Origin of the sequence: Nitrosospira lacus, assembly GCF_000355765.4 — a bacterium.
Classification (GTDB): Bacteria; Pseudomonadota; Gammaproteobacteria; order Burkholderiales; family Nitrosomonadaceae; genus Nitrosospira; species Nitrosospira lacus.
In genome coordinates this window covers 2721088-2736589 of sequence record NZ_CP021106.3, presented here as the reverse complement: position 1 = coordinate 2736589, position 15502 = coordinate 2721088, and the positions used below count along the sequence as shown (strand labels likewise).

At 54.8% G+C, this 15502-nt stretch carries 9 protein-coding genes; 6 read left to right on the top strand and 3 right to left on the bottom strand.

Going from position 1 to position 15502, the window contains the following annotated elements; translation table 11 throughout:
- Together nuoN and EBAPG3_RS12445 are read left to right on the top strand one after the other, a co-directional pair.
- Window positions 1–1446, top strand: a complete 1446-nt coding sequence (gene nuoN, locus EBAPG3_RS12450; RefSeq protein WP_004179143.1) for an NADH-quinone oxidoreductase subunit NuoN — start codon at window positions 1–3, stop codon at window positions 1444–1446.
- 93 nt (window positions 1447–1539) lie between these two features.
- A complete protein-coding gene (locus EBAPG3_RS12445; protein ID WP_004179144.1) occupies window positions 1540–4203 on the top strand; it encodes an HD domain-containing protein in 2664 nt (887 codons plus the stop codon).
- Window positions 4204–4365: 162 nt separating this feature from the next.
- Here EBAPG3_RS12445 and EBAPG3_RS12440 read toward each other — a convergent pair whose 3' ends face one another.
- The 3 genes from EBAPG3_RS12440 to EBAPG3_RS12430 form a co-directional block, all read right to left on the bottom strand.
- Window positions 4366–4779 carry a YchJ family protein gene (locus EBAPG3_RS12440; protein ID WP_051049052.1) on the bottom strand — a complete coding sequence of 138 codons (414 nt, stop codon included), beginning with the start codon at window positions 4777–4779 and terminating at the stop codon, window positions 4366–4368.
- Window positions 4780–4868: 89 nt separating this feature from the next.
- A complete protein-coding gene (locus EBAPG3_RS12435; RefSeq protein WP_472462599.1) occupies window positions 4869–5867 on the bottom strand; it encodes a serine/threonine protein kinase in 999 nt (332 codons plus the stop codon).
- Between the two features lie 56 nt (window positions 5868–5923).
- Window positions 5924–7042 carry a PQQ-dependent sugar dehydrogenase gene (locus EBAPG3_RS12430; RefSeq protein WP_004179155.1) on the bottom strand — a complete coding sequence of 373 codons (1119 nt, stop codon included), beginning with the start codon at window positions 7040–7042 and terminating at the stop codon, window positions 5924–5926.
- Between the two features lie 163 nt (window positions 7043–7205).
- Here EBAPG3_RS12430 and htpG point away from each other — a divergent pair, with 163 nt between their 5' ends.
- The 4 genes from htpG (at window position 7206) to EBAPG3_RS12410 (ending at window position 15475) form a co-directional block, all read left to right on the top strand.
- Complete coding sequence (gene htpG / locus EBAPG3_RS12425; RefSeq protein ID WP_004179157.1) at window positions 7206–9128, top strand: molecular chaperone HtpG; 1923 nt, start codon at window positions 7206–7208, stop codon at window positions 9126–9128.
- Window positions 9129–9647: 519 nt separating this feature from the next.
- Window positions 9648–11132: a TolC family protein gene (locus tag EBAPG3_RS12420; RefSeq protein WP_004179159.1), complete on the top strand. Its 1485-nt coding sequence runs from the start codon at window positions 9648–9650 to the stop codon at window positions 11130–11132.
- Complete coding sequence (locus EBAPG3_RS12415) at window positions 11129–12286, top strand: efflux RND transporter periplasmic adaptor subunit (protein ID WP_004179161.1); 1158 nt, start codon at window positions 11129–11131, stop codon at window positions 12284–12286. The genes EBAPG3_RS12420 and EBAPG3_RS12415 overlap by 4 nt, the downstream gene beginning before the upstream one ends.
- Before the next feature lie 6 nt (window positions 12287–12292).
- Complete coding sequence (locus EBAPG3_RS12410; RefSeq protein ID WP_004179163.1) at window positions 12293–15475, top strand: efflux RND transporter permease subunit; 3183 nt, start codon at window positions 12293–12295, stop codon at window positions 15473–15475.
- Window positions 15476–15502 lie beyond the last annotated feature (27 nt).

Below are 15502 nucleotides of genomic sequence, written 5' to 3'. Positions count from 1 at the left end.
ATGAATTTTATGCAGCCTGATTTCGTCCCCGCCTACCCGGAGATATTTCTTCTGGTCATGGTATGCGTGGTGTTACTGGCCGATCTCGCATGGGGTGAGAAGAAGCCCTATATGGCTTATCTGCTGTCGCAAATTACGCTGCTTGGTTGCGCGCTGATCACTTTCGGCACTTCCGCGCCCGGAATTGTTTATACGTTCTCGGGCATGTTCGTGGACGATGCCATGGCCGACATACTGAAGATGCTGGTGTATATCACCGTCGCCACGGTGCTGGTATATTCGCGCGCCTATATTTCCGTGCGCGGCATGCTCAGCGGAGAATTCTTCAGTTTGGCGCTGTTTGCCACGCTGGGCATGATGGTAATGATATCCGCCAGCCATTTCCTGACCCTCTACCTGGGGCTGGAACTCCTGTCGTTATCGCTTTACGCCATGGTCGCATTGCGACGCGAATCAGCTGCGGCAACCGAGGCGGCGATAAAGTTTTTCGTCCTCGGGGCGCTGGCTTCCGGTTTTCTGCTGTATGGCATGTCCATGATTTACGGAGCGACGGGTTCACTCAACATTGCTCGCGTAACGGAAGTGATACAAGGGGGCGCGCTTAATCATGAGGTGCTGGTGGTTGGGCTGGTATTCATCGTCGCCGGCATCAGTTTCAAGTTGAGCGCGGCGCCGTTTCACATGTGGGCGCCCGATGTTTACCAGGGGGCGCCCACAGCCGTGGTGCTGTTCATCGGCGCGGCGCCGAAACTGGCGGCATTCGGTTTCGTCATGCGCCTGCTGGTGGAAGGCATGGGGGCAATGGTGGCGGATTGGCAGGGAATGCTCGTCATTCTGGCGGTGATGTCCATGATGATCGGCAATCTCGCCGCCATCGCCCAGACCAATATCAAGCGCATGCTGGCATATTCCACCATCTCGCACATGGGTTTCATGCTGCTCGGAATCATCGCCGGGAATGAGAATGGCTACAGCTCATCCATGTTCTATGTTGTGGTCTATGTATTGATGACCCTCGGCACATTCGGCATGATCATGCTGCTTTCGCACGAAGGATTTGAAGCCGACAAGCTCGACGATTTCAAGGGACTCAACCGGCGTAACCCGTGGTACGCGTTTATTACGCTGCTGTTGATGTTTTCGATGGCCGGCGTGCCGCCCACGGTGGGTATTTATGCCAAGCTGTCGGTACTGCAGGCGGTGTTGAGTGCCGGCTACATATGGCTGGCGGTGGTGGCGGTGCTGTTCTCGCTGATCGGCGCGTTTTATTACCTGCGCATTGTTAAACTGATGTATTTCGATGAGCCGGAAACCGATGCGCCTCTTCTGCCAGAGGGCGACGTCAAGCTATTGATCAGCGCAAATGGCCTGGCGATACTCGCTTTCGGCCTTTTCCCCCAGACCCTGATGGCGTTGTGCGCCTACGCTATTCAGCAATCCATATAGCTAGCGTAGCATCCAGAGTTCAACGAACGCCAATAAAAAAGCAGAGCAATTAAACCGGGGCCTGCCCCTAATTCTGCTGCTCATAGAAAGCTGATGAAAAGATTTGAGAAGACCACTCTATGGCAGAAGACTCTAGCTATCCAGCTTGATCCTGATACTGAAGCAACAAATCGAGCCCGCCTTAGAGCAGCCTATGAGAGTTTCAGAGAACGTGCGGGAGTGCTCGCTGCCGAAATTGCCATTGTTCTCCCAGAATTTACCGTGCACGACATTACCCACCTGGATGCATTATGGGAAATGGCGCAACTCATCACTGGTGAAAAATTTACTTTAACCCCAGCTGAAGCATTTGTGTTGGGCGGTGCGTTCTTGATTCACGATTTGGGAATGGGGCTTGCTGCGTACCCAAAGGGAGTTGACGCACTACAAAAAACAGAACTTTGGCATGATACTGTTGCTTCTTTGCTTCAGAAGAAGCATGGACGTCAATCGACGATTGATGAAGTCAAGAATCCTCCTGAGATCATTCGGAATGCGGCAATTCGTCAAGTGTTGAGAGAATTACACGCAAAGCACGCTGAGCACCTAGCTCTTATCTCATGGCAGGATTGTCACCCGAGCCCCAATGAATATTTCCTGATTGATGATCCCACGTTAAGAAATACTTACGGGCCAATAATTGGGAAGATCGCTCATAGTCATTGGTGGCCCACTGAGCAATTAATACAAGACTTGCCACGTGAAATGGGTGCGCCAGGAGGATTTGACAACAGCTGGACCGTTGATTCAGTCAAGCTTGCATGTATTCTGCGGACAGCAGACGCCAGTCACCTTGACGAAAGACGGGCTCCAGGATTCTTGACAACCCTTCGGAAGCCAGCGGGAATCAGCGCTGACCATTGGTCATTTCAAGAGAAGTTATATCAGCCACGACTTGAATCCGACCGATTGGTTTACACTTCCAAAGATAATTTCTCGGTCGAGGAAGCTTCCGCGTGGTGGGCCTGCTTTGATGCACTTAAGGTCGTCGATAGGGAGTTGAGGCAAGTCGACTCTCTACTTGCTGACACAAATAGGCCAAGACTTAGCGCACGGGGCGTGGCTTATATAGATGACCCACTCCGACTGGCTAAACTTATTGGAACATCAACTTGGTTGCCTATCGACGCAAAAATTCAGGTTGGGGATGTAGCGAGACTGATCGGAAGCCTTGGCGGTGAGAAGCTATATGGGCGTAATGAAACTGTTCCATTAAGAGAGCTAATTCAGAACGCTTCAGATGCTGTCAGAGCACGCAGACTTGTTGAAGGCCGACCTGCTGATTGGGGCTGGGTTACTGTTCGCACTGGCGAAGACATAAATGGGCGATGGGTTGAGGTTGAGGATTCTGGTGTAGGTATGTCAATTAATGTATTGACTGGGCCATTCTTGGATTTCGGAAACTCGTTTTGGGGAACTCCGCTCATGCATAAAGAACTGCCAGGCTTGGAATCGAAAGGCTTCTCTTCATCGGGCCAATTTGGAATTGGTTTTTTTTCAGTGTTTATGTGGGGAGGGAAGGTCCAAGTTATTACTAGACGCGCAGAGCGGGCACGTGATGAAACTTTAATCTTGGAGTTTCAGAATGGTCTTACTTCCCGTCCAATTCTTAGAAAGGCCCATATTCACGAGTGCCTGATTGAAGGCGGAACGCGGATTAGGGTCTGGATGAGCAGTCCAACAATCTTTAATCAGATGCTTAGGGATTCAAATCTCCAAAAGCCATGGACGCTTGAGGAGCGGTGTGCTTGGCTGTGCCCAACATTGGACGTCAACCTTTACGTCGAGAATAAGAATAAAAAGTTGGTCGTTGGTGCATATGATTGGATTTCAATAAAAGGAAGCAAACTCCTCCAACGCCTGTTTGGCCCTCGTAGCAATAAAAGCACTACAGAGGATGCCACCTTGCTTAAGGCGCTCGGGCCAATGTTGCGATTATTGACGAGCCCATCTGGTGAGGTTGTTGGGCGCGCATGCGTAAGCACTATAAAAGAGAACAGAACAGATTTAGTTGATCACGAACGCGTTACACCCGGTGTTGTGACTATCGGCGGGTTTCGTTCGTGTGAATTAAGAGGAATATTCGGAGTGTTTGTTGGTAAACCGCATACCGCGGCGCGTGATATTGGAGTTCCTGTTGCCGACATAGATATTCTTCGGCTATGGGCCGCGGAACAGGCAGATCTAATCTTTAATGAGTCTCTGGACAGCGAACTTCAGGTAGACTGCGCCTCCATTATTCGTGCTCTCAATGGCGCAACACAGAAATTCCATATTGCTAATGGTGCGGGTGGCTGGAAGAGTGCAGAAGAGATATCAAAAGAGAATCTTGATGATGAGGTTTTAATCCTCCAGGACGCTGCGCTATATCTAGCGCATAGAGAATTTGGAGAAATTAAGCTTCATAAAAATGTCTTTGCAGTTGCCATGGGAATCCCTGGAATCTTGCAAACCAGGCGCCATGACGTATGGATTAACTGGCCACCAGAGAATGACTCTGAAGGAATTTGGGGGCGCGCTTGGCGCTTTCATTCCAGAACATTGAATGGGGCACTAATCGAGGCGATTGCAAAGGCTTGGAATATTCCATTACGTCAGATATCGAAGGTGTTTCAGCAAGATACTGGCAAAAAAACCATTAAGCGGGAGATAGGCCTTTGTAATGGAAATCCTGTTGTGCTGGGCGTTTATGTAATTAGAAAACCTAAATCGTCATAGAATATGCTCATAGATTCAGATTCTCTATTGTGGTCAGCGAACCGCTGAATTCCATATTATAATATCAAAAGTGTAATTATCCAGGTACTAAGGTTTCTCTGGATTGGTGAACCGCCCCTGATTTAAACGAACGTTAGTACTTTGTCATTTCCATCTCCGGCCTTAGACGAGATCACCATCCACATAGAACCACTGCCCCGCCTCGCGCACGAAGCGGCTGATTTCATGCAAACGATGTGCGCGACCACTCACCTTGTAGCGCGCCACAAATTCCACTACCGCATGATCCGGCTCTGACTGTTCATGGCGCCTCACTTCCAGCGCCAGCCATTTGCGCGGTTTGCCTTCCAGTTCAAGTGAAGCCGGGCGTGTACCGTGATGCCAGGTAGCCAGCAGATAATCTTCCCGACCGAGGGTGTATGCGGTGTAGCGTGAACGCATCAATGCTTCCGCGGTGGGCGCGGCTTCGCCGCCATCCAGATAGCGGCCGCAGCAGTCGGCGTATTTTTCATTGCTGCCCTGGGTGCCCGGCAGTTTCGCCGTTAACGCCACCCCGCCACAGGGGCAGGACGTCATTTTCGTATCCGTATAAACCTCAAAAACTTGATTAACTGCTTTCAATCATACGTTTCCAATAATCATCCCATGAGCCCCCGGAATAACTGTCAAGCGTGCCACAGCGGAGGCTCATCCATCAGTGCGATCTGTTCGCGCAATTCGAGGATGCGATCCTGCCAATAGCGCTGGGTATTGAACCACGGGAACGCCTGCTGGAAGGCGGGATCGTCCCAGCGCTGCGCGAGCCACGCCGCATAATGGATCAGGCGCAGGGTGCGCAGCGCCTCGACCAGATGCAATTCACGTTCGTCGAAATCGCAGAAATCCTCATATCCAGCCAGCACCTCGGTCAATTGCCGTGCCCTGTCGGCGCGTTCGCCCGACAATAGCATCCACAAGTCCTGTACCGCCGGTCCCATGCGGCTGTCGTCAAAATCCACGAAATGCGGACCGTCGTCCGTCCACAGCACATTGCCCACGTGGCAGTCGCCGTGCAGGCGCAAGGCGCGCACGTCACCTGCGCGCGCAAAGCAGTGGCGCACGCCGTCCAGCGCCTGATCCACCACGCCACGATAGGCTGCATCGAGATCGGCCGGAATAAATGCATGCGTCAGCAGATAATCGCGCGGTTGTTCACCGAAGCTGGCGATATCCAGCGTGGGGCGTTCGTGAAACGGCTTGAGTGCACCGATAGCGTGGATGCGCCCGAGGAAGCGTCCCATCCATTCCAGCGTGTTGCGGTCTTCCAGCTCGGGTGCACGGCCACCGTGTTTTGGAAAAACGGCAAAGCGGAACCCCTCGAAGCTGTGCAGCGTGATTCCATCCAGCACCAACGCGGGCACGACAGGTATTTCGCGCTCGGCCAGTTCCTCCACAAAGGCGTGTTCTTCGAGTATGGCGGCATCCGTCCAGCGTCCGGGCCGATAGAATTTTGCCACCAGCGGGGAACCCTCTTCCATGCCGATCTGGTAGACGCGGTTCTCGTAGCTATTGAGAGCCAACAGCCGGCCATCGCTACGGAAGCCTATGCTCTCCAGCGCGTTCAATACGCTATCGGGAGGGAGTGTAGAGAAGTTCCGGGGGGACGGCCTGCCCGTTGTTATCAACGCCAATTACTCAACATGAGATTTTCTCGCTTGGGTCCGTGACTGGCCCTTGGTTGCTAAGGTTTCTTGTAGCTGATCCGGTAGATAACCCCGGCGTAATCGTCAGAAACCAGTAGCGCTCCGTCGGGCATCACCAGTACATCCACCGGCCTTCCCCATACGTTTTCCTGTTCCAGCCAACCTTCGGCGAATACTTCCTGTTTGACGACCTTATTGTTTTTTATCCGTACGAGCTGAAGCCGGTAGCCTATTTTATTACGGCGATTCCAGGAGCCGTGCTCGGCAACAATGATATTGTTGCGATATTCCGGCGGAAACATTTTGCCGGTGTAGAAACGCATACCCAGGGGAGCAACATGCGCATCGAATTTGGCTGCGGGGGCGGCAAGCTTGCCGCAATCGCGCTTTGCGCCGTACTTGGGGTCGAGAATATCGCCCGCGTGGCAGTAGGGGTAACCGAAGTGCATGCCCTTTGCGGGTGCGCGGTTGAGTTCGTCGGGTGGCAGATTGTCGCCCATCCAGTCACGCCCGTTATCCGTAAACCATAGTTCCTTTGTTTCGGGATGCCAATCAAAACCCACCGTGTTTCTTACCCCATACGCATAGATCTCATGCCCGCTACCGTCCGGCTTGATGCGCGCGATCAATGCAAAGCGCTCGGGGTCGGGTTCGCAGATATTGCAGGGCGCACCTACCGGCACATATAGCAGACCATCCGGGCCAAAAGCGATGAATTTTCCTCCGTGGTGCTTTTCAGTGGGAAAACTATCGGTTATCACTACTGGTTTTCCCGGCTGGTCGAGTTTTTCTTCGATTCCATCAAAGCGCAGAATGCGCTCCACTGCGGAGACATAGAGTGCCCCATCCCGAAAGGCTACTCCCAACGGGGAATTGAGGCCACTTGCGAGAGTCCTAACCTGCCGTGTCCCACCATTGTCCGTGATGGCGTAAACATTCCCCGCTTCCTTGGAGCCAGCAAATACCGTGCCGTTCTTTCCCAGTGCCAGGCCGCGCGCGTTGGGAACTTCCGCCCACAAATCGATGGAAAATCCGGCGGGCAGTTTGATTTTGTCAAGTGGCAGTGAACGGCCCTGGTATTGTGCGGCGGCGGGCAGGATACAGCAGAAGAAGCTAACCGTAACAGCAGAACGGATAAAGGCTTTTAGGGCAAACATGCTAGAACTCCGGAATATTGGGAATATCCATAAATTTAGAATCAATTAAAAAAGAGGAAAATCGCCTCTGAAACGAGGTCCTGGCGATTTTTTAAAGGAGATCAGCTTGAAAACCGCCAATCCACCCTCATTATCTTATTGCATTTTTTTAGGAGAGAAACCCATGCAAGCGACAGCTACCAAAGAACATCTAAGTTTTCAGACTGAAGTCAAACAGTTGCTCAATCTGATGATCCACTCCTTGTATAGTAACAAGGAAATTTTCCTGCGCGAACTGATTTCCAACGCATCGGATGCCGCCGACAAGCTGCGCTTCGAGGGATTAACCGATGGTGCGCTGTACGAATCCGATTCGGATCTGAAGATCCGCGTGAGCTACGATACCGCGTCGCGCACCGTCACCATCGCTGATAATGGCATCGGCATGTCCCGGCAAGAGGTCATTGACCATATCGGCACCATCGCCAAGTCGGGAACGCGCGAATTCTTCAGTGCATTAACCGGCGATCAGGCCAAGGATGCGCACCTGATCGGCCAGTTCGGCGTCGGTTTCTATTCGGCATTTATTGTCGCGGACAAAGTAACGCTCATTACCCGCCGGGCGGGCTTGACCGCCGAACACGGTGTCCGCTGGGAATCCGCGGGCGAAGGAGATTATACGCTTGAGACGGTAGAGAAAACAGATCGCGGCACACAGGTCATTCTGCATTTGCGCGAGGGCGAGGATGACTTGCTCAGCGGCTGGCGGTTGCGCGCCATCATCCGCAAGTATTCCGACCACATCACGCTGCCCATTGTGATGAAAAAAGAGGAGTGGTCTCAGGAAAAGAATGAGAACACGATTACCGATGAAGACGAGACCGTCAATCAGGCGAGCGCACTCTGGGCGCGCGCCAAAAACGAGATCACGCCGGAGCAGTACGAAGAATTCTACAAGCATGTGGCGCATGATTTCGAGCCGCCGCTGGCCTATGTTCACGCCAGGGTGGAGGGCAAGCAGGAATATACCCAGTTGCTGTACATTCCATCGCGCGCCCCGTTCGATTTATACGATCGCGAACCCCGTCACGGTATCAAGCTTTATGTGCGGCGGGTGTTCATCATGGACGATGCGAAACAATTGCTGCCGAATTATTTGCGCTTCGTGCGCGGGGTGATCGATTCCAATGACTTGCCGCTGAATGTTTCGCGCGAAATATTGCAGGAATCAAAAGATATTGAAGCCATACGTGCCGGCGCGGTGAAAAAAGTATTGGGACTGCTCGATGATCTGGCGCAAAGCGAGCAGGAAGAGGAAAGAACCAAGTTCAAAACTTTCTGGAAGGAATTCGGCCAAGTCCTCAAAGAGGGTGTGGCGGAAGACTACTCAAACCGGGAACGCATTGCCAAGTTGTTGCGCTTTGTCTCTACCCACATCGATACGGACGAACAGACGGTGTCATTCAGCGACTACATCGCGCGCATGAAGGACGGGCAGGAGAAAATTTATTACGTTACAGCCGATAGCCTCAAGGCAGCCAGAAGCAGTCCGCACCTGGAGATCTTCCGCAAGAAAGGCATCGAAGTGCTACTGCTGTCCGAACGCGTGGATGAATGGCTGGTTGCGAATCTGACCGAGGTCGAGGGTAAGCCGCTGCAATCCGTAGCCAAGGGTAGTCTCGATCTGGGAAAACTGGAAGACGAGGCTGAGAAGAAGGAACAGCAGAAAGAAGCGGACGACTACAAGGAACTGACCGAAAAAATAAAGAATACGCTCGGCGAGCAGGTGAAGGATGTGCGCGTCACGTTGCGCCTGACCGAGTCTCCCGCCTGCCTTGTGGCGGATAGCCACGATATGAGCGGGAATCTGGAGCGCCTGCTAAAGTCGGCTGGACAAAAAGTGAATCCCACCAAGCCTATCCTGGAGATCAATCCTTATCATCCCATGATACAGCGCCTGAAATCCGAGCAGACGCACTTTGCCGACTGGAGCCATATCCTGTTCGATCAGGCATTGCTGGCTGAAGGCGGTCAGCTTGAGGATCCGGCTGGTTTTGTCAAGAGAATCAATGAGTTGCTTTTTCTGACGGCTTCAAGCGGAAACTAGCGGCCTGCCGGTCCGGCTGAGAGGGGCGAAGCTGAGGCTTCGCCCCTCTCTTCCCTGCAGGCAGCAGAGCCGGGCGCGTCAACGCGTATCGAGGGTGGCGAACAGCTCGCGGTGAGCAGTGCCATTGATGGCCACCACCGCGGGATGCGGGAGCCGGCGTTCCATGGAGATTGCATAGAACTGCTCGGTGACTTCGGTTGTGTGGCCAAGCCCGGACGATGCTGCCCCCCTTGGCGACGGCCCAGAAATAATGCAACTGTTTATAATTGAGCACTGTATGCCGATACAATGTGTGATAATAGTTCGTAAATATCGATTATATTATCAGACAGATACTGCTTTTATTGATGCAAATTTTATTCTAAACTGACTGGGTTAAAATTAACAGCCTTGCTTTATTCCGGCTTTAGTTAATATTTTAATGTTGAACGGTGCCCGGGTCATCTGTTTGAGATATCCACTTACTTACGGCGATTGAAGCGAGTTTCATTTCTTTCAGAAATATAAAAAAGGTAGTAGATGCAAATATCACTCCGCTTCCGCATCTTGCTGAGCCTGATTCTCATCTCTCCGTTCACCGCTGTTTCAGCTCAAGATTCGCCCACTTTTGGCCCTGCGCCCCCTGCTCCCCCTGCTCCCTCGGATAGCCTGCCGCCTTCCGCATTACCTTCCCTCACCGAGCCATCTGCCCCAGCACCTGCGATCAGGCGGCCTTCTTCTGTTCCGACGCCGTCCGCCCCGGCATCCCCAGGCAGGAGTGCTTTTGATACGACACCTTCTTTCACCCTGCCGTCCGCTGCCGCTTCCGCCGCCATGCCGCCCGGAGCGCTCTCGATCGAAGCCCTGCAACGAGTGGGACTGGAGGCCAATGGCCTGGTGCGCGCGGCACGATCCCAGGTAGACGCCGCCGAGGCGGGGGTCATCGGCGCCGCCGCTTATCCTAATCCGATGGTGACCGTAATAGCAGGACCTCAACACGCGCGAATCCCCCTGGCCCATCCTGCCACGAACACGCGTCAGGTGAACGTTGTGCAGACCATCGAGAATCCATTTGTGCGTAGCACACGCATCGGTGCGGCGGAGGCGGGCGTAGAGGCCAGCCGCGCCAGCTATCATCAGGTGCGCGCAGACTTGGCGGCGCAACTGCGGGTGCGTGCGTATGAACTGCTGCTGCGTCAGGAAATAGCGCGCATGGAGGCCGGCATCTACGATCTGATGGGGGAAGTGCGGCGGCGTATCAGCGTGGCCGTGGGCGTGGGCGAAACCGCGCGCTTCGAGCTGGTTCGCGCAGATGCCGAGGTGCTGAACGCGGCCAGCCGCAAGGAAGCGGCGGAACTGGGAGCGCTGCGCGCGCGGGTGGCGCTGATGCAGTTCACGGCGGGTGCCCTGAAGCCTGATTTCGCGATAAAGGCATCCCTGTTCGATCCGGTCAGCCTGCCTCCGCTGGAGGAACTGCGTGAGGAAGTGCCGGCTATCAACCCGGATGTGTTGCGTTTGCAGGCTGAGTCGAACCGAGCCCGCCTGCGCATCGATCAGGAACGCGCTACAGTGCTGCCCTCAGTGGACGTCTTATACAACAGTTATCAAGATGATCAATACACCGACAACAGGGCTGGCCTGAAAGTGACGGTTCCCCTGTTCTATCGCCGCCGCGGAGAAATCGACGCGGCCGTGGCGGATTCCGCGCGGGCGCGGGAAACGCTGGAATTCCGCCGTTACGAAATTGGCCAACTATTTGAATCCGCCTGGCAGGCCTTGCAGATTGCGCGCCGCAGGGTGGAGATGTTCGAGGGCGGCATCATCAAGGAAGCTGAGAATGCGTTGCAGATTGCCCAGGCGGCTTACCGCTTTGGCGAGCGTCCCCTCATAGACGTACTCGACACCCAACGTATTTTGCGAGGGATACTTATGGATTCGTTGCAGGCACGCTTTGATCTACAGGCCGCTGCTGCGGAAATCGACCGATTGCGGGCTTATTATCCCAGGGAGCAAGGTGTCGAATGAAAAAAACAATGCACATCACCGGTGCTGTTGTCATAGTCGCGCTGCTTGCCGGGTGCGGCAACGGTAAGGAGGCCGCGGCTCCCGCCAAGGAAGCCAGGAAAGAGCAGGAGGATGTGAACAGCATCACGATCAGGCCGGAAATGGTGACACGTATAAAGATTGGCCAGCCCGCGATGATCGATCTCGCTGATAGATTACAGGTTCCCAGCCAGGTCGAGGTGGATGAGGAGAGGCTGGTTCGCATCGGCTCCTACGTGACAGGGCGCATCATCGATTTATACGTCATGCTGGGTGACAGCGTTAACGCCGGCCAGCCTTTGGCGCGTATTTCCAGCCCTGAGCTGACCCACGCACAGCTCGCCTATTTGCGCGCGTTTTCGCGGACTGTGCTGACGGAAAAAGCGGCACAGCGTGCCAAGCATTTACTGGCCGCCGATGTGATCGCCGTCGCCGAAGTGGAACGGCGTGAGTCGGAGCTGGAGGTCGCCCGCGCCGAGCTGGAGGCGGCGAAGGACCAGTTGCGCTTGCTGGGGATGGATAAAGCCGTGCTGGCGGAACTGGCGAAGCAGGGGCATATTGTGCCTAACGTTACTATCAATGCGTCGAGGAGCGGAATTGTTATTTCGCGGAATGTCATCATCGGCCAGGTGGTGCAACCGGCCGATCAACTGTTCGGAGTGGCCGATCTATCCTCTGTCTGGGTGGTGGGCGATGTGCCGGAGCAGATCGCGCGTAATGTGCAAGTCGGTCAACATGTGGAGATACACGTTCCGGCGTTGGGTGACGTAAGTCTTGATGGTCTCATCATATTCGTTGCCGATACGGTGAATCCGCTCACCCGCACCGTGATGGTGCGCACCATGGTGGAGAATCCCCAGCGCAAGCTCAAGCCCGACATGCTGGCCACCATGCACATTACCGACAATGCGCATAAAAGCCTGGTAGTGCCGGAAACCGCGGTAGTGCGCGAGGCCAACCGCGACTATGTATTCCTGGCTCAGGGTAATAATCGGTTCCTCCGCATCCCTGTCGAATTGGGTCCCGAAGTTGCTGATATGTATCCAGTGTTGAACGGGGTTACGATCGATCAGAAGATCGTGGTGGACGGCGCCTTTCATCTGGACAACGAGCGCAAGCTCGCAGAACTGGAGTAGGTCGTCATGCTTGCCTCCATCGTGCGCGTTATGCTCAGGCAGCGCCTGGTAGTCGTAGTGGTGGCGCTTGCCCTGTGTGCCGCAGGCATTTTTGCCGCGAAGAATCTCTCGGTCGATGCTTTTCCCGATGTGACCAATATCCAGGTGCAGGTCGCCACGGTGGCGATCGGGCGCAGTCCGGAGGAGATCGAACGGCTGGTTACGGTACCGGTGGAAATCGCCATGACCGGCCTGCCGGGGCTGGTGGAGATGCGCTCCCTGAACAAGAGCGGGTTGTCGCTTATCACCCTGGTGTTTACCGACAAGACCGACGTTTTCTTTGCGCGCCAACTGGTGATGGAACGGCTGATTGAGGTATCTCCCCGGCTTATACCGGGCATCATGCCAGTGCTCGGGCCTGTATCCACTGGTCTGGGCGAAGTATATCAATATACGATCGATCATCCCGACGATGGCCAGCGCGCATTAACCGTCGAGGAGCTGACCGAACGGCGCACGATTCAGGATTGGGTGGTGCGACCGCTGCTGCGTTCGGTCCAGGGTGTAGCGGAGATCAATTCCATCGGCGGTCATGTCAAGGAATACCAGGTGTTGGTTGATCCCAACCGGTTGCGTCACTATGATCTGACGCTGTCAGCGGTCGACCGGGCCATTGCGAGCAACAATGCGAATTCCAGCGGTAATATACTGCCCTTACACGCGGAGCAATACCTGATCCGTGGTGTCGGCCTGATCCGCACGTTGGACGATATCCGCAACATCGTGCTCAAAGAACTGGATGGTGTGCCGGTATACGTGCGGGATGTGGCCCAAGTGCAGTTCGGCGGGGAGGTACGACTCGGAGCCAGTATCAAGGATGGTTACACTGAGTCGGTCACTGGCATCGTGATGATGCTGCGCGGCGGCAATGCCAAGGAAATAGTCGGACGGGTGAAGGAAAAGGTTGCCGAGATCAACGAACGGGGCCTGTTGCCGGGCGGGCTCCAGATCGTGCCCTTCTATGACCGGACCGTTATGGTGGATGCCGCGCTGGAGTCCGTGTACCGCGTATTGATCGAGGCACTGGTCTTCGTGATCCTGGTAATGGTTATCTGCCTGGGTAACCTGCGCGTAAGCCTGGTCGTGTGCGCGACGCTTATCATCACGCCGCTGGTCACGTTCATGATCATGAATTATCTGGGCATTCCAGCCAACCTGATGTCCCTGGGAGGGCTAACGATCGCCATTGGACTGATGGTCGACCCCACCGTGGTGGTGGTGGAAAATATCTTTCTGCGCCTGAGCCATGCCACCGGCGACGAGCCGAAGAGCGAAACGATTGCCAAGGCGGCAGCTGAGGTGGGTGCACCGGTCATCTACGGAATTATCATCATTGTTCTCGTATTCCTGCCGCTTATGTCGCTGCAGGGCATGGAAGGCAAGATGTTCAGCCCGCTTGCCGTTACCATCTCCATCGCACTGCTGGTGGCGCTGGTCGTTTCGGTGCTGCTGTCGCCGGTGCTATGCGACTATGCCCTGAAGGGAGGAAGCGAGGAAGATACCAAAATTGTCGCCATTCTCAAATCTCTTTATTTGCGCCTGCTCTATTTAGCATTGAGGAATCCGAAGGCCACGGCGATGGTGTCGGTGGGTTCTCTTTTGCTGGCGGTCGGCCTGTATCCGTTTCTTGGAAAATCCTTCATTCCGATCATGCGGGAAGGTGCGGTGACACCTGTGATTATTCGCGTACCTTCGATTTCGCTGGATGAAGCGATCAAACTGGAAACAGAAGCGATGAAACTGATCGCCAAGATACCTGGAGTCGTGTCCGTAGTGTCCAAGCTGGGCCGGGGCGAATCGCCCGCCGATCCGGCATCGCAGAACGAATCCGACCCCATCGCATCCCTGGATTTGAAGGGATCGGGCCGAACCCAGCAGGAAATCGAAGAAGATATCCGCAAGGCGCTGACAGTGCTGCCGGGCGTGAATATTGCACTGTCGCAACCGATCGCGCAGCGGGTGGATGAGATGGTAACGGGGGTCCGTTCACAGGTCGCGGTCAAGATCTTCGGCGACGACCTGGAAGAGTTGCGCAAGTTATCCGAGCAGGTGGCGCGCATCGTCAAGTCAACACGTGGAGCACGTGATCTCCGCATCGAGCGCCTGTCAGGTCAGCAGGAATTGACCATTGACATCGACCGCCGCGCCATTGCCCGCCACGGTCTCAATGTTGCTGATGTGAATGAGTTGATCGCAACGGCGATCGGCGGCAAGGCGGTTACCCAGGTGTTCGAGGGTGAGCGGCGCTTTACGCTTCTCCTGCGCTTTCCCGAACAGTTCCGTGACGATGTCGAAGCGATCCGCGATCTCTTGCTGCGCCCCCCCGGTAACGCGGGGCCTGAGGGCATGATGGCTCGGGGCGGCGTTCTGGTGCCGCTGAGCGCGGTGGCGGACATCAAGGTCATAGACGGTCCGGCGATCGTTTCGCGCGAGTACGCCAAACGCCGCGTGGTGGTCGGTGCCAATGTGCATGATCGCGATCTGGGAGGTTTCGTTGCCGAATTACAGGAGCGTACCGCGAAGGAAGTCAAATTGCCTTCTGGTTATTATTTTGTCTGGGGCGGGCAGTTCGAGAACATGGAGCGCGCCATGGCAACACTCGCGGTGATTGTGCCGATCACCTTCGCCGCAATCTTCTTCCTGTTGTTCATGCTGTTTGGTTCGGTCAAGCTCGCCTTGCTTATCTTCACCGCTTTGCCGTTTGCTTCGGTCGGTGGTGTTATCGGGCTGTTCATCACCGGCGAGTATCTATCGGTACCGGCATCAGTGGGTTTCATCGCGGTATGGGGCGTAGCCATATTGAACGGCGTGGTATTGATATCTTTTATCAAGGAACTGCGCGAGCAGGGATTAAGCGTGGCCGACGCGGTGAAAACCAGTTGCGAGGCGCGCTTCCGTCCCGTGCTGATAACCGCCGCGGCCACGATACTGGGCCTGGCGCCGTTCCTGATCGCAACCGGCCTCGGCTCCGAGGTGCAGAAGCCGCTAGCCATTGTGGTGATCTGCGGGCTGATTACCGCGACGGTGATGACGAAGGTGGTGGTACCCATGCTATACCGCTATTTTGATCCAATGCCTGACGTGCCTGACCGCATTGCCAAGACGACTGATGCGTCTACCCCGCACCTGCATGCGCCACGCGAGGTTTAGATGAATTCCCCGGCTTGCGGTGGGTGA